Origin of the sequence: Actinoplanes sp. L3-i22 (genome assembly GCF_019704555.1) — a bacterium.
GTDB lineage: Bacteria > Actinomycetota > Actinomycetes > Mycobacteriales > Micromonosporaceae > Actinoplanes.
In genome coordinates, this window is record NZ_AP024745.1 from 2,177,541 (window position 1) to 2,191,625 (window position 14,085).

Here is a 14,085-nt window from a genome sequence, read left to right on the forward strand (position 1 = left end):
GGTGTGTAATGCGGGCCACTTCTTACTGGTGAACGGGCTGTTACGTCCGTACGTTGCCATCCATGATCAACCGTCGTAGCCTTCTCGCCGCGTTCGCGGGCACCACCCTTACCGTCGCCCTGGCCGCCTGCGGGGACAAGGACGAGCAGCCTGCCGCGGCCGGCACGCTCCGCAAGGTCCAGATCGCGCTGGACTGGACCCCGAACACCAACCACACCGGGCTGTACGTGGCCCAGGCCAAGGGCTTCTTCAAGGCGCACAACCTGGACGTCGAGATCGTCCAGCCGGGCGACGCCGACCCGGCCTCGCTGGTCGCCGCGGACAAGATCCCGTTCGCGATCAGCGCGCAGGAGGCGCTGACCCAGGCCCGCGCCCAGGACGCCCCGGTGGTCTCGATCGCGGCGATCATCCAGCACAACACGTCCGGCTTCGCCTCGCCGAAGGACCGGAACCTGACCCGCCCCGCGCAGTACGCCGGGAAGACCTACGGCGGCTACGGCGGCGCGATCGAGGAGCCGCTGCTCAAGACCCTGGTCAAGGCGGACGGTGGCGACCCGGAGAAGGTCAAGGTGGTGAACGTCGGCGAGGCCGACTTCCTCACCGCGACCAAGAAGGGCATCGACTTCGAGTGGATCTTCTACGGCTGGGACGGTGTGAACGCCGAGCTCAAAGGCGCGCCGGTGAACATCCAGTACGTCAAGGACTACGACAAGGCGCTGGACTTCTACACCCCGATCCTGATCACCAACGAGAAGCGGATCAGCGGTGACCCGCAGCTGGTCAAGGACTTCACCGCGGCGGTCTCCGAGGGGTACACGTACGCCGCGAAGAACGCCGCCGAGAGCGCCGACATCCTGCTCAAGGCCGCGCCCGACCTGGACGCCGAGTTGGTCAAGAAGAGCCAGGAGTGGCTGAGCCCGAAGTACCAGGACGACGCGGCGCGCTGGGGTGAGCAGAAGGACGCCGTGTGGACGGACTTCTCCGCGTGGCTCTACGACCAGAAGGTGCTGACCACCAAGGTGGACGCTTCGAAGGCGTACACCAACGACTTCCTGCCCTCGGCGTCGTGACCTGGCGCAAGTGGCTGCCGCCGGCGATCACGCTGATCGTGCTGATCGCCGGGTGGCAGATCTACACGAGCGTGTCCGGGATCGACAAGTGGCTGCTGCCCAGCCCGGCCGACATCTGGGCCGCCGCGGTCGAGCAGCGTGCGGCGCTGACCACGCACACCCTGGCGACGACCGAGCTGACCCTGTACGGCCTGGCCGCCGGGGTCGCGGCGGGCCTGCTCATCGCGATCGTGCTGCACCTGGTGCCGTTCCTGCGCGCGGCGGTCTACCCGCTGCTGGTGATCAGCCAGAACGTGCCGATCATCGCGCTCGCCCCGCTGCTGGTGATCTGGCTCGGCTTCGGCATCGCGCCGAAGATCGTGGTGATCGTGCTGGTCTGCTTCTTCCCGGTGGCCGTCGCGACGCTGGACGGGCTGGGCCGCAGTGACGCGCTGATCGCCGACTACCTGCTGATGAGCGGGGCCGGCCGGCGGCAGCTGTTCACCAAGCTGCAGTGGCCGAACGCGCTGCCGACGATGTTCTCCGGGCTGAAGATCGCCGCGACGTACAGCGTCTTCGGGGCGATCATCTCGGAGTGGCTCGGCAGTGAGCAGGGGATCGGCCGGTACATGATCATCCAGAAGTCGGCGTTCCGGGCGGATCGGATGTTCGTGGCGATCGCCATCGTGGTGATCCTGGCGCTGGTGATCTTTGGACTTGTCGCACTTCTGGAGCGGCTCACGGTGAGGGGGCGGCGTCATGGCTGACACGCTGCGGGTGGCTGCACTCGATCACAGTTTCGCGGACCTCCAAGTCCTGAAAAATCTGGACATCTCGGTGGCGGAGGGCGAGTTCGTCTCGATCGTCGGGCCGTCCGGCAGCGGAAAAAGCACGTTGTTTCAGCTCATCGGCGGCCTGCTCACGCCGACCGCCGGGACCATCGAGATCAACGGCGTCGACGCGATCGGCCGTCGCGGACTGATCGGCTACATGCCGCAGCAGCCGGCGCTGATGCCGTGGCGCACGATCGAGGCCAACGTCGTACTGTCGCGGGAAATAGCGGGTAGAGCGGACCGCAAGGTCGCCCGCGAGTGGTTGGCCCGGGTAGGTCTCGATGGTTTTGCCCGGTCCTACCCGCACCAGCTCTCCGGTGGCATGCAGCAGCGCGTCGCGTTCCTCCGCGCGCTCATCTCCGACCAGGAGCTGCTCTGCCTGGACGAGCCGTTCAGCGCGCTGGACGCGATGACCCGCTCCGAGATGCACCGCTGGCTGCTGGACATCTGGGAGGCGAACCGTCGCTCGGTCCTGTTCGTCACCCACAACATCGAGGAGGCGCTGCTGCTCTCCGACACCGTGTACGCCTTCTCGCACCGCCCCGCCACGGTCCTCGAGAAGATCACCGTGCCGTTCGACCGCCCCCGCCGCGCCGACGTCGTCGACGACCCGGAGTTCGTCAAACTGCGCCGCCACCTCACCGATCTGCTGACAGGTAGCCCGTCATGACCCTCACCCACGTGCGCGTGATGCTCGAATACTTCCACCCGTGGACGAACGCCGCCGGCCTCTACGTCGCCAGCCACCAGGGCTGGTACCGCGACGCCGGCCTGGACGTCGAGCTGACCGTTTTTGATCCGCTGCGCGGCGACACCCTGGAACACCTGGTCCGCGGCGAGGCGCACCTCGGCGTCTTCCCGACCAACCGGCTGCTGGTCCGCAGCGCCGCCGGCCAGCCGCTGCACGGCGTCGCGTCGATCAACCACCGCGGCATGGAGACCATCCAGACGGTGGCCGGGCGCGGCATCACCCGCCCCCGGGACCTGGCCGGCCGGCGGCTCGCGCTGAACCCGACCCCGCGCGGCGTCGCCATGGTCCGGCACCTGATCGCCGCGGACGGCGGCGACCCGGACGCGGTCGAACTGGTCGACAGTGGATACCGCGAGCTGAGCGTCGACGACATCGCGGCCGGCACGGTCGACGCGACGTTCGGCGGATACTGGGCCTGGGACGCGCTGTTCGCCCAGCTCCCCGGCTCGGAGCGGATCGTCTGGCCGGTCGACGAGATCGGTGCGCCGCCGTACCACAGCTACCTGCTCGGCACCGGGCCCGCGCTCACCGACCCGGCGCTGCTGGCGGCGTTCCTCGAGGCGACCGCCCGCGGCTACCGCGCCGCCACCGACGACCCGGCCGCCGCGCTCGACGTGCTGGACCGGGTCATCCCGTACTTCCCGCGCCCGATCCTGGCCCGCTCCCTGGAGCTGATCGCGCCGACCTGGTGGCACGGCGACCGCTGGGGCACCATCCGCCCGGAGCTGATGACGCCGTACACCGACTGGCTCGCCGCCAACGCCATCCTCCCGGCGACGTTCGACTGGCGCGAGGCGATCCACCCGACGGCCCTGCCCGCGACCACCTCGGTGCTCACGGAGCTGCCGCGATGACCGCTTTCAACCATCACGCGGCCCGCTGCCCGCTCACCGGGGTGCCGCGATGACCGGGCCGCTGCTGGCTCCGGCCGATGTGGAGGTACGCCGTCAGCGGGGCGAAGTGCTGATCCTGGACGCCACCGTCGACTTGGCCTCGGCCCGGCACGACGGCGATCACCGCTCGGTCCCGGGCCTGGCCGGCTGGCGCGGCGCCCACATCCCCGGCTCCCGCCACGCCGACCTGCTGCACGAACTGAGCGATCCGGCGGCCCCGTACCACTTCGCGGTCCCGTCCCCGTCCGCCCTGGCCGCGGCCCTGGCAGACCTCGGGGTCCGGGACGGTGTCCCGGTCGTCACCTACGACCGCGCCGGTGGCCTGTGGGCCGCCCGCCTCTGGTACCTGCTCGACTGGCTCGGCCTCGACGCCTACGTCCTGGACGGCGGCTTCAAGGCCTGGCAGTCCGCCGGCCTCCCCGTCACCAGCAACCCTGCCGCAGCCGGGGGCACCAGCCGTGAGCCGTCGGCTGGTGCTGGCGGTTCTTTCGGCGGTCGTGAGGCAGCGGTGGGTGCCAGCCGTGAGCCGTCGGCTGGTGCTGGCGGTTCTTTCGGCGGTCGTGAGGCAGCCGTGGGTGCCAGCGGTGGGTCGGCGGCTGGTGTTGAGGGCTCGTTCAGCAGCTCCGACACGCCGCTGAGTGCTGGCCGGGGCGTGGGGCTGACGGTGCGGGTCCGGGATGGGCGGTGGGTCGGGAAGGGGGACCTGGCGGCGTGGCTGGCCGGAGACGTGGACGCGACCGTGCTGTGCGCACTGAACCCCGAGGCGTTCGCCGGCGAGGTCCCGACCCGGTACTCGCGGCGTGGGCACATCCCGGGTAGCGGCAACCTCCCGGCACGGTCACTGACCGGTGCGGACGGCCGCTTCCTGCCGGAGCCGGAGTTGCGCGCCGCGCTCGGCGGTCTGGTCGAGGACCCGGCGCTGGTCTGGCTCTACTGCGGCGGCGGCATCTCCGCGACGGTGGTCGCGCTGGCGCTGGCCGCGGCCGGCCGACGCGACGTGGCGCTTTACGACGGCTCGCTGGAGGAGTGGTCGGCCGACCCCACGCTGCCCGTCGAGCTCGGCCGCGCAGGGATCATCGAGTGACAAATCCCGACATGTCCGATGGCCCGCCCGCAACCGTACGACCCACCCACCCTGGGGGAGGAGCCGCTGGTCAGTATGGCGGGAATTCGCAAGATCGGGTCGGTGGCCTGTGGACAGAGCGCCAGTGTGGAAAACCTCCGGGGGTGGGTGCGGAGCGGCCTACGATGGGTGGCGTAGTGCTCGGGCCGCAGGTGCGGGAGCTGCTGGAACGGCCGGAGTTCGCGATCCTGTCGACCGTCGAGCCGGACGGCGGTGCGCAGCTTTCGGTGATGTGGGCCGGGTGGGACGGCGACGATCTGCTGATGGCCACCAAGGGCGGGCGGCGGAAGGTCCGCAACATCGAGCGTGATCCGCGGGTCACGGTGCTGCTGCACGATCGGGCACGGCCGGCCCGCTATGCCGAGATCAGGGGGACCGCCCGGGTCACCGGGGAGGACGCGCACGCCCTGGTGAACGAGTTGGCGCGGCGCTACACCGGCGCGGCGCACGTGGTGACCGATCCGGTGCAGGAGGCCGATCGGGTCGTCCTCCGGATCACCCCGTCCCGGGTGCGGTACATCGCATGAGCGACGACACCGAAAAATCCCGAAAAATCGGGCAGGGCGCGGGCGGGCAGGCAGCCGCAGCCGGGCAAGTGGGCGCGAGCGGGCTGGGTGCCGCGGAGGCGCGAGTGGGCGCGAGCGGGCTGGGTGCTGCGGATGGGGAAGCGGGCGCGGGCGGGCTGGGTGCCGCGGAGGCGCGAGTGGGCGCGAGCGGGCCGGGTGCCGCGGATGGGGAAGCGGGCGCGGGCGGGCAAGTGGGTGCGGGCTGGCTGGCGGCCAACGTCGAGCGGGTTCTCGCCTGGTCCCAGGATCGGGAGCCGTCCGCGGGGGAGCGCCGCGTATTGGCCGTCGAGGGTCGGTCCGGCTCCGGCAAGACCACCCTGGCCAGGGCGATCGCCGACCGCCTGGCGGCCCCGCTGATCCACATGGACGACCTCTACGCCGGCTGGGACGGCCTCGACGAGGGCGTCGCCAACCTGCGCGACTGGGTCCTGGAGCCGCTGGCGAACGGGCAGCCGGCGAGCTGGCGCCGCTGGGACTGGCCGGCCCATGAGTACGCCGAGAGCCACCCGGTCCCGCCCGCGCCCTGGCTGATCATCGAGGGCGTCGGTGCCGGCGCGCGTGTGCTCCGCCCGTACCTGAGCGGAATTGTCTTTTTGAACAGCGCCGCAGCCGTGCGCAAACGGCGCGCCCTGGCCCGGGACGGGGAGACCTATGCCCCGCACTGGCAACGGTGGGCCGCGCACGAGGACGCGTTCTACGCGGGCGGCATGCCGGCGGATCTGATCATCGAGAACGAGGAATCCTGAATCCGCCGACCCCGGATCCGTGGGCGGCACCCCGCCGGTGAGCTCGCGACGAGCGTGCCGATTCGCGGGTAGCTCCGCTTCCGGGACTGTTCGGCGTTGCGCCGGTGACCGGGGCAGGATGAGGGGATGAGTGATCGACTTATCGGGGTCAGCGGGGCGACCGGGCAGCTCGGCGGGCGGGTGGCGGCGCGGCTGGCGGCTCTCGGCGTACGGCAGAAATTGCTCGTGCGAGATGTGGCGCGAGCGCCGAAGCTGGCCGGCGCTGAGGCGGAGGTCGCGCCGTTCGACGACGGCGAAGCCTGTCGTGCCGCCCTTGCCGGCCTGGACACGGTCCTGATGGTCTCGGCGTCGGAGACGCCGGACCGGGTCGCCCAGCACCGCACGTTCATCGACGCCGCCGCGGCCGCCGGGGTGCGGCACCTGGTCTACATCTCGTTCTACGGCGCGGCGCCGGACGCGACGTTCACGCTGGCCCGCGACCACTTCGCGACCGAGCGGCACATCCGCTCGACCGGCCTGGCCGCGACGTTCCTGCGGGACAACCTGTATGCGGACTTCCTGCCGATGCTGGCCGGCGAGGACCGGGTGATCCGGGGCCCGGCCGGGGACGGGCGGGTCGCCGCGGTGGCCCAGGACGACATCGCCGACGCGGCCGTCGCGGTGCTGCGGGATCCCGGCGCGCATGCCGGCCGGACCTACGACCTGACCGGGCCGGAAGCGCTGACCCTCGCCGAGATCGCCGGCCTGATCGGGGCGCGGTATCACGCGGAGACGGTGGACGAGGCGTACGCCTCCCGCGCGTCCTACCACGCTCCACAGTGGCAACTGGACGCGTGGGTCTCGACCTACACGGCGATCGCGGCCGGCGAGCTGTCCGGGGTGACCTCCCATATCGCCGAGCTGACCGGTCACCCGGCCACCTCGGTCGCCGACCTGCTGGCGCGGGCGTGAACGTTCGCTGAAGACTACGGATGACCTGCGTCGCCGCGCTCCCGCCGCCATAGCATCGAAGTCCTTGAGGGCTTGCGGAGGCGGTCATCGAATTCTGGTGGAGCGTCGCGCTGGCGACGCTGGGTGTGGTGGTGCCGAGCATCGCGGCGTTCTACGAGTTCGTCCTCAAAGGCCGGAAACGTCTCGGCTTCCGGGTGCAGATGGACACCACGACGACGAACGTCGCGGAGACCGACGCCGAGCTGCCGGGCGCGCTGCTGGAGCTGCAGAACCACGGTGTCCCGCTGAAGAACGCCTCGCTGGTGCTGCTGCGGGTGGAGAACAACGGCTTCACGTACATCGACACGCACGACTACGTGGCGCTGGACGACGACCGGTTCGGGATCCGGTTCTTCTTCCCGAACCGGAAGGTCGTCGGCACCGTCATCACCGAGCTGAGCAACGACTCGCTGCGGGCGAACTTCCGCGACCTGCGGACCGCCTTCCGGGAGGAGAGCGACAAGCACCCGGCCGGCGGCGTCGTCGAGCTGCCCAAGGTGCCGATGAACCGGTCCGCGCACTACAAGGTGCTCGCCGCCCTGGAGCGGGTCTCCGGGGTCACCGGCGAGCCCGGCCCGCCGATCCTCGAGGGCGACATCAAGGACGGCCGGATCGTCGAGTCGCAGAGCCGGATCGGCACGCCGAAACGCATCATCGCCCTGGTCGGCTTCCTGGTCGTGCTGGTGCTCGCGCAGCTGGTGGTCTTCCTGCGCAGCGACAGCGGCGCCCCGCTCGACTGCACCACCGGGCACGTCACGGTCTACGGCTCGACCGCGTTCAAGCCGATCGTCGAGGAGGCCGCGGACGCCTACGGCGATCTGTGCCCGGGCGCGTCGTTCGACTTCGCGATGGCCGGCAGCGGCGAGGGGGTCGCCGCGCTGGACGATCGGGGCCGGGCCGGTGCGAAGGGCGAGTTCCTGGCCTTCTCCGACGGGCACAAGGCGGACGGGATGCCGGCGCTGATCGGCCGGCCGATCAGCTTTTTCCTGTTCGCCCTGGTCGCGAACCCGGACGCCGGGGTGCGGGACCTGACGTCGGCCCAGGTCAAGGACATCTACGCGGGCAAGGTCACGAACTGGAAGGCGGTCGGCGGCAAGGACCTGCCGATCCGGTTGATCCTCCGGCACCGCGGCTCCGGCACCCGGGCCGCGTTCAAGGCGCGCGTGCTCGGCGACGGGACCGAGGCACCGGCCACCGTGGACGTCTGCCCGCGCGAGTCGGCCGGTAGGAGCTTCATCTGCGAGGTCGGCGACACCGCGAAACTGCTGGAGACGGTGGCCGGCACGTCCGGGGCGCTGGGGTACAGCGAGGCCGGCGCGGCGGCCGGCGAGAAGGGCGTGGTCACGGTCCGCCTCGACGATCACCCGCCGACGGTCGAGGAGGCCGACGCGCATCTCTACCCGTTCTGGGAGACGGAGTACGCGTACACGGTCGGGGAGCCGGCCGCCCGTTCGCTGGGCGCCAGCTTCCTGCGTTTCCTGACCACCCAGGTGGGCAGCGACATCCTGCGCTCGCACGGCCTGCGCCCCTGCCCCGAACTGGCGAACCCGGCGCGCTGCCAGCCGGTCTGAGAGGGTGTAACGGTCAGGGTGATCGACGGCAAGGTCATTCTGGTCGTATGGTGGTCCGGCGGCTGAACGCAAGGTGACGGAGGGTGCTCCGATGCTTGGTCCCGTCCTGGAGATTCGCACCGCTGACGATGGCAGCGTGATCATCAGCCCGCACGGGGCCGGTGATCCGGGCCGGGCCGACGAGTTCCGGCTCGCGCTGGTGCACACGCTGCGCCGGGTGCGCCCGGTGACGCTGATCGTCGACCTGACCGACGTTCCCGAGGTGGATCCGATCGAGCTGGGCTCGGTGGTCGCCGCCTGTGATCTCGGCGACGACCACCACGTGACGGTCCTGGTGCGCAGCCCTAGTGGGGCCGTCACCGACCGCCTGACCGCCGCGGGTGTTCCCCGGCAGCGGGTCAGCTCTACCCTTTGACCGCGCCGGCGGTGATGCCGGCGACGAAGTGGCGCTGCAGGAACGCGTAGGCCAGCACCATCGGCAGCGACGCGACCACCACCCCGGTGAACAGCAGCGGATACTCGGTGAGGTATTCACCCTGGAAGTCGAGCAGCGCCAGCGGCAGCGTGCGTTTCGCCGGGTCGTCGATGAACAGCAGCGGATACAGCAGGTCGTTCCAGTGCATGACGACCAGGAAGATCGCGGTCGCGGCCAGCGAGGGCGCGGAGACCGGCACGGCGATCCGCCGGTACGCCGCCCACGACCCGGCCCCGTCGATCTCGGCCGCCTCGAAGAGCTCGACCGGCAGCGTGCGCATGAAGCCGGCCAGGATGAATACCGCCACCGGCAGCGTGACCACCACGTTGACCAGCATCAGCCCGGTCAGGCTGTTGCGCAGTCCGAGCCGGTCGAACTGGACGTACTGCGGGATCATCACCGCCTGCGCGGGCACCGCCAGGCCGAGCGCGAAGATCCCGAACAGGATCCGCGACGGCCAGCGCGGCAGCCGGGCCACCGCGAACGCGACCAGGCTGCCCAGCAGCAGCGTGACCGGCACCGAGACGGCGACCACCAGGATGCTGTTGCCGAGCACCCGCAGCAGGTCCTGCTTCGCCAGGATCGTGACGTAGTTGTCCAGCGTCGGCCGGGTCGGCGGGCCGAACGGCGACGCGAAGAGATCCGCGGTGGTCTTGAAACTGCCACCCACGATCACCACCAGGGGTACGACGATCAGCAGCGAGTAGATCGCGAGAACCAGCCGCCTCATCCGTGGGCCACCCGCGCGGCTCGGTTCTGCAGGAACGTGACGAGCGCGATCGCGACCATGAAGACGATCGACTCGGCCGCCGCGTACCCGAGTTGCGAGTTCGCGAACGTCGAGTAGATCCGCGTCGCCAGCACGTCCAGGCTGGAGCGCGGCGGGTTCCCGGCCAGGCCCAGGATCAGGTCGAACGCCTTGAACGACTGCAGCGTGGTGTACGCGACCACCAGCGCGGTGGCGGGCGCGATCATCGGCCAGGTGACGTGCCGGAACTGCTGCCACCGCCCGGCCCCGTCGGTGCGTGCCGCGTCGTACAGCTCGCCCGGGATCTGGTTGATGCCGGCGATGTAGACGACCATCATCTGCCCGGCGTGGAACCAGATCTGCGCGACCGCGACCCAGAGGATCGCGGTGCCCTCGTTGCCCAGGTACGCCGACTCGAACCGGCCCAGTCCGACCCCGCGCAGGACCGCGTTGGCCAGCCCGAAGTTCGGGTCGTAGACGAACTTCCAGATGAACGCGACCGACACCGAGGACAGCACGGTCGGCAGGAAGAACAGCGCCCGCAGCCACGTCGAGCCCCGGCTACGGGCGGCCAGCAGCACCGCCAGCAGCAGCGCCAGCGCGGTCTGCCCGAGCACCACGACCAGCAGGAACTTCAGGTTGTTGGTGAGCGCGTGGCGGAACAGGTCGTCATCGGTCACGACGTCGGTCAGGTTCGCGGCGCCGACGTCGTGGAACGCCGGGCTGTAGCCGTCCCAGTCGGTGGTGGCGTAGCGCAGGCCCTGTACGGCGGGCAGCAGGAAGAATCCGCCGTACAGGGCGAGCGCGGGCGCCGCGAACAGGTAGAGGGCGCGGCTGCTTCTCATTTCTTCTGGTCGACGACCTTCTGCGCGGCCTCGGCGGCCTCCTCCGGGCTCTTGCCGCCGACCACCTGCACGGCCGCGTTCTCCACCGCGCCGCGGACGTCCAGGTTGCTGAACTGGAAGCGCGGGGCGAGCGCGGTCTTCCTGGTCAGCCACGGGGCGAGCGCCTTGAGGTCGGCGTTGGTGTACTCGACGCCCTGGACCGTGACGTGCTGCGCGGTGCCGTTGGCGTAGACGCCGGCCACCGCCGGGTCGGACAGGTGGTCGAGCCAGGCCTGCGCGGCGTCCGGCTTGGACGACTTCGCGTTCACGCCGAGGATGAACGTCGCGTTGAAGACGCCCTCGTACTTCGCCTTGTCGGCGGTGGTGGTGATCGGCGCGAGCAGGTCGATCGGGAACGTCGCGCCGAGCTTGCGCACCCCGGAGACCTGGAACGAGCCGGTCGCGAGCAGGCCCGCTTTGCCTTGCGCGAACAGGGCCAGCGCGGCGTCGCTGCTGGTCCCGGTCGCCCCCTTCTGCAGGTACGGCGTCAGCTGCTGATACTGCTTGAGGACGGTCAGGAACCAGTCGTCGGTCACCTTCGCCTCGCCCGTCTCGATCTTGCCGAGCGCGTCGTCGGTCGGCGCGTTGTTGACCACCATCACGTTGAGCAGCTGACCGGCGTTGGCCGCGTCGCCGCCCGGCCAGGCGATCGGCGTGACGCCCTTGCCCTTGAGTGTCTCGAGCAGGGCCAGGAAGCCGTCCCAGTCCTTGGGCGTCTCGGTCACCAGGTCGCGGTTGGCCAGCGGGGTGTTGAAGACCAGCTGGTACGGCAGGCCGAGCTGCTTGCCGTCCTGCGCGCCCGCGGTGATCAGGTTCGGCTCGTACTTCGCCACCAGCGCCCGGCCGGTCAGGTCGGTCCAGACGCCGGCCTTGGCGATCTCCAGGAACTGCGCCCCGCGGAACGCGGTGAACGCGTCGCCGACCGAGCCGCCGCGGAGCTTCTGCAGGGCGGTGCTCTGGTAGTCGTTCGACGGGGAGATGTCCTGCCGTACCGAAAGCTTGGCGTCCTTGATGATCTGTTCGAAGACCTCCTTGTCCTCGGCCCGCCAGTGGGCGAAGGAGATCGGGCCGTCCGTTGTGGAGGTCGACGAGGACGAACCGCCCGGGCCCGCGCAGGCGGCCAGGAGGGACGCCGCGCCGGCGCCGGTGGCGAGTCGAAGGAGCTGGCGACGGGAGTAAGACATGGCGGAGATATTTACAGATCTCCTATAGATCAACAAGGTGATCTACGGCATGTGCACGTTCCCAGGTCGCTAGTTGACGGTGGCCGGTTCGCTGATCGGTGTCAATGGCTCCGGTCCATAGGCGACCGATCCGGGCAGCGTGAACGCGAAGATCGTGCCGCCGCCCGGGTTCGGCCCGGCGTCGATGTGGCCGCCGTGCCGCTCCACGATCCGCCGGCAGATCGCCAGGCCCAGGCCGGTGCCCGGGTGCGCGATCCCGTTGCTGGCCCGGTGGAAGCTGTCGAAGACCGCGGCGTGCTCGCCGTCCGGGATGCCGATGCCCCGGTCCGCGATCCGCACCCGGACGCCGCCGTCCTCGTCGGTGCGCCCGGTGATGTCGATGCGCGGCGCCTGCCCCGGCGGGGTGTACTTGATCGCGTTCCCGACCAGGTTGTCGACCACCTGCCGGAGCAGCACCGGGTCGGCGTAGACGTCCGGCAGCGGCCCGACGAACACGTCCGGCTGGGCGCCCGCCTCCAGGTCCGGCGAGTCGGTCCGGGTGGTGACGACGTCGTCGACCAGGGCGCGCAGGCTCAGCCGCTCGACCCGCAGCGTCGCGTCCCGGGCCGCGGTGTAGTCCAGCAGCTCGGTGATCAGCCGCTGCATCCGGGCCGCGCCGTGCAGGACCTTGGCGGTGCCCCGGCGGGCCTGCTCCAGGGTCGGCGCGCCGGCGCCGGCGGCCAGGTCGTCCAGGGCCTCGGTGATCAGCTCGGCGTACGCGGCGACCACGGTCAGCGGCGCCTTCAGGTCGTGCGCGACCACCCCGGCGAAGCCGCGCAGCTCGGTCTCCACCCGTTTGCGGTCGGTGATGTCGTGGAACACCGCGACCGCCCCGCGCCGCCCGCGCGCGATGTCGATCGGACGGGCGGACACGCTGATCATCCGCCCGTCCGGGTGGTCAGGGTTCCGGACCACCATCTCCACGTGGTCGACGCTCTCCCCGGTGAGCGCCCTGACCAGTGGCATCTCCTCGGCCGGGTACGGCGTGGCGCCGTCCGCCCGGTACAGCTGGTAGTGCTCCTGCCATTCGTCGGCGCCGCCGGCCGCGTCCTCGGACTGGCCCAGGATCTCCCGCGCGGCCGGGTTGTGCAGCAGGAACTCGCCTTCCGGGCCGACCACGCCGACCCCGTCGCTGATGCTGTCCAGCACCGCGCGCAACAGCTGGGCCTGCCGTTTCGTCTCGGCCTGCTCGGCGACGAACTGGGCGGTCCGGGAGCGGACCCGGTCCCGCGCCCGGTCCCGCCCGGCGGCCCCCACCCAGACCAGCGCGGCCAGCAGGAGCACGAGCAGCAGGCCGCTGCCGGCCACCGCGATCGGCAGCGCGGTGTCCGCGCCGGGCAGGTCGCAGCGGCCGGCCGCCAGGCGCAGGGTCCAGGTCGAGTCGGCGACCGGGACCTCGGCCACCCGCCGCAGGTCGATCGCGCCCTTGCTCGGGTTGTGGATGGCCGCGACCGCGACGGTCTGGCCGTCCGGGTTGTCGGCCTCCAGGCGCAGGTCGGTCAGGTCCTGGCCGGCCGCGGCCAGGGTCGCGCTCATGAAGTCCCGGCCGCGTACCCCGAGCAGGATCCAGCCGAGGAACGTCTGCCGGGCCCCCTGGAAGACCGGGGCGGTCAGCACGAACGAGTTCTGCCGCTGCTCCGCCGGCAGGTTCCGGTCGACCAGCAGCTGGTACGTGTCCGAGACCGAGACCTGCCGGGTGCGCCGGGACTCGGCCAGCGCCGCGGCGGGTGCGGCGGCCTGCATCGCGTCCAGCCCGGGGGCGCCGCCGGTGCCGTCGAGCTGGGCGACGTAGACCGAGAACGCGTGGTCGCCGGTGCCCTTGGGGCTGAACGTGAGATCCGGCGCGCCGCGGTCCCGCCAGGTCTGCTGGACCCGCTGGACGTCGTCGTCGGCGGCCGGGACGACCAGGGCGATCGAGGTGCTGCCGGCCAGCTTCATCAGGCGCAGCGGGGCGGTGATCTCGGCGAACTCGCTCGCGGTCAGTGTCTGCTGCGCGCCGGCCGCGGCCGCGGTGGTGCGCAGCGTGTCGAGGTAGCGCCGGGTCTCGGCCTGGACCGCGGCGACCACGGTCGCGGTCCGCCGGTCCATCTGTACGTCGCCGGCGGCCTGCTCGTTGCGGTGCAGCAGCACGCCGGCGCCCAGGGCCAGGGCGCAGCCGACCACCGCGACCAGCGCACTGGCCGCGGTGGCCCGCCACGATGGTCGGCCACGCCTCACGTCCTTCTGATCGGAC

Annotated in this window: 14 protein-coding genes; 10 read left to right on the forward strand and 4 right to left on the reverse strand. The window is 71.1% G+C overall.

Annotated elements, in window-relative coordinates:
• The first annotated feature begins 62 nt into the window (after window positions 1-62).
• The 10 genes from L3i22_RS09955 (at window position 63) to L3i22_RS10000 (ending at window position 8,937) form a co-directional block, all read left to right on the forward strand.
• Complete coding sequence (locus tag L3i22_RS09955; RefSeq protein ID WP_221326672.1) at window positions 63-1,070, forward strand: ABC transporter substrate-binding protein; 1,008 nt, start codon at window positions 63-65, stop codon at window positions 1,068-1,070.
• Window positions 1,067-1,816, forward strand: coding sequence for an ABC transporter permease (locus L3i22_RS09960; RefSeq protein WP_221326673.1), 750 nt, complete (start codon window positions 1,067-1,069; stop codon window positions 1,814-1,816). Before L3i22_RS09955 ends, L3i22_RS09960 begins: the two co-directional genes overlap by 4 nt.
• Window positions 1,809-2,552 carry an ABC transporter ATP-binding protein gene (locus tag L3i22_RS09965; protein WP_221326674.1) on the forward strand — a complete coding sequence of 248 codons (744 nt, stop codon included), beginning with the start codon at window positions 1,809-1,811 and terminating at the stop codon, window positions 2,550-2,552. The genes L3i22_RS09960 and L3i22_RS09965 overlap by 8 nt, the downstream gene beginning before the upstream one ends.
• Window positions 2,549-3,487 carry an ABC transporter substrate-binding protein gene (locus tag L3i22_RS09970; RefSeq protein WP_221326675.1) on the forward strand — a complete coding sequence of 313 codons (939 nt, stop codon included), beginning with the start codon at window positions 2,549-2,551 and terminating at the stop codon, window positions 3,485-3,487. The genes L3i22_RS09965 and L3i22_RS09970 overlap by 4 nt, the downstream gene beginning before the upstream one ends.
• A gap of 49 nt (window positions 3,488-3,536) precedes the next feature.
• Complete coding sequence (locus tag L3i22_RS09975; RefSeq protein ID WP_255658084.1) at window positions 3,537-4,610, forward strand: sulfurtransferase; 1,074 nt, start codon at window positions 3,537-3,539, stop codon at window positions 4,608-4,610.
• A 164-nt stretch (window positions 4,611-4,774) separates the two neighbouring features.
• A complete protein-coding gene (locus L3i22_RS09980) occupies window positions 4,775-5,176 on the forward strand; it encodes a PPOX class F420-dependent oxidoreductase (protein ID WP_221326676.1) in 402 nt (133 codons plus the stop codon).
• Complete coding sequence (locus L3i22_RS09985) at window positions 5,173-5,961, forward strand: hypothetical protein (protein WP_255658085.1); 789 nt, start codon at window positions 5,173-5,175, stop codon at window positions 5,959-5,961. Before L3i22_RS09980 ends, L3i22_RS09985 begins: the two co-directional genes overlap by 4 nt.
• A 126-nt stretch (window positions 5,962-6,087) precedes the next feature.
• Window positions 6,088-6,912 carry an SDR family oxidoreductase gene (locus L3i22_RS09990; protein ID WP_221326677.1) on the forward strand — a complete coding sequence of 275 codons (825 nt, stop codon included), beginning with the start codon at window positions 6,088-6,090 and terminating at the stop codon, window positions 6,910-6,912.
• A gap of 131 nt (window positions 6,913-7,043) precedes the next feature.
• Window positions 7,044-8,522, forward strand: a complete 1,479-nt coding sequence (locus tag L3i22_RS09995; protein ID WP_255658086.1) for a PstS family phosphate ABC transporter substrate-binding protein — start codon at window positions 7,044-7,046, stop codon at window positions 8,520-8,522.
• Between the two features lie 91 nt (window positions 8,523-8,613).
• Window positions 8,614-8,937, forward strand: coding sequence for an STAS domain-containing protein (locus L3i22_RS10000; protein WP_255658087.1), 324 nt, complete (start codon window positions 8,614-8,616; stop codon window positions 8,935-8,937).
• On the opposite strand, the gene L3i22_RS10005 is transcribed toward L3i22_RS10000, so the two are convergent.
• The 4 genes from L3i22_RS10005 to L3i22_RS10020 form a co-directional block, all read right to left on the reverse strand.
• Window positions 8,927-9,727, reverse strand: coding sequence for a carbohydrate ABC transporter permease (locus tag L3i22_RS10005; RefSeq protein ID WP_221326679.1), 801 nt, complete (start codon window positions 9,725-9,727; stop codon window positions 8,927-8,929). The genes L3i22_RS10000 and L3i22_RS10005 overlap by 11 nt on opposite strands.
• Window positions 9,724-10,590 (reverse strand): carbohydrate ABC transporter permease, encoded by an 867-nt coding sequence (locus L3i22_RS10010; RefSeq protein WP_221326680.1) that lies wholly within the window; start codon window positions 10,588-10,590, stop codon window positions 9,724-9,726. The genes L3i22_RS10005 and L3i22_RS10010 overlap by 4 nt, the downstream gene beginning before the upstream one ends.
• Window positions 10,587-11,813, reverse strand: coding sequence for an ABC transporter substrate-binding protein (locus L3i22_RS10015; RefSeq protein WP_221326681.1), 1,227 nt, complete (start codon window positions 11,811-11,813; stop codon window positions 10,587-10,589). Before L3i22_RS10015 ends, L3i22_RS10010 begins: the two co-directional genes overlap by 4 nt.
• A 69-nt stretch (window positions 11,814-11,882) precedes the next feature.
• Window positions 11,883-14,069, reverse strand: coding sequence for an ATP-binding protein (locus L3i22_RS10020; protein ID WP_255658088.1), 2,187 nt, complete (start codon window positions 14,067-14,069; stop codon window positions 11,883-11,885).
• Window positions 14,070-14,085 lie beyond the last annotated feature (16 nt).

Coding starts and splice junctions, on each gene's coding strand:
- L3i22_RS09985 (WP_255658085.1), top strand. CDS start 5,173: ATGAGCGACGACACCGAAAAATCCCGAAAAATCGGGCAGGGCGCGGGC.
- L3i22_RS09975 (WP_255658084.1), top strand. CDS start 3,537: ATGACCGGGCCGCTGCTGGCTCCGGCCGATGTGGAGGTACGCCGTCAG.
- L3i22_RS09965 (WP_221326674.1), top strand. CDS start 1,809: ATGGCTGACACGCTGCGGGTGGCTGCACTCGATCACAGTTTCGCGGAC.
- L3i22_RS10015 (WP_221326681.1), bottom strand. CDS start 11,813: ATGTCTTACTCCCGTCGCCAGCTCCTTCGACTCGCCACCGGCGCCGGC.
- L3i22_RS09970 (WP_221326675.1), top strand. CDS start 2,549: ATGACCCTCACCCACGTGCGCGTGATGCTCGAATACTTCCACCCGTGG.
- L3i22_RS09955 (WP_221326672.1), top strand. CDS start 63: ATGATCAACCGTCGTAGCCTTCTCGCCGCGTTCGCGGGCACCACCCTT.
- L3i22_RS09990 (WP_221326677.1), top strand. CDS start 6,088: ATGAGTGATCGACTTATCGGGGTCAGCGGGGCGACCGGGCAGCTCGGC.
- L3i22_RS10010 (WP_221326680.1), bottom strand. CDS start 10,590: ATGAGAAGCAGCCGCGCCCTCTACCTGTTCGCGGCGCCCGCGCTCGCC.
- L3i22_RS09980 (WP_221326676.1), top strand. CDS start 4,775: ATGGGTGGCGTAGTGCTCGGGCCGCAGGTGCGGGAGCTGCTGGAACGG.
- L3i22_RS10000 (WP_255658087.1), top strand. CDS start 8,614: ATGCTTGGTCCCGTCCTGGAGATTCGCACCGCTGACGATGGCAGCGTG.
- L3i22_RS10005 (WP_221326679.1), bottom strand. CDS start 9,727: ATGAGGCGGCTGGTTCTCGCGATCTACTCGCTGCTGATCGTCGTACCC.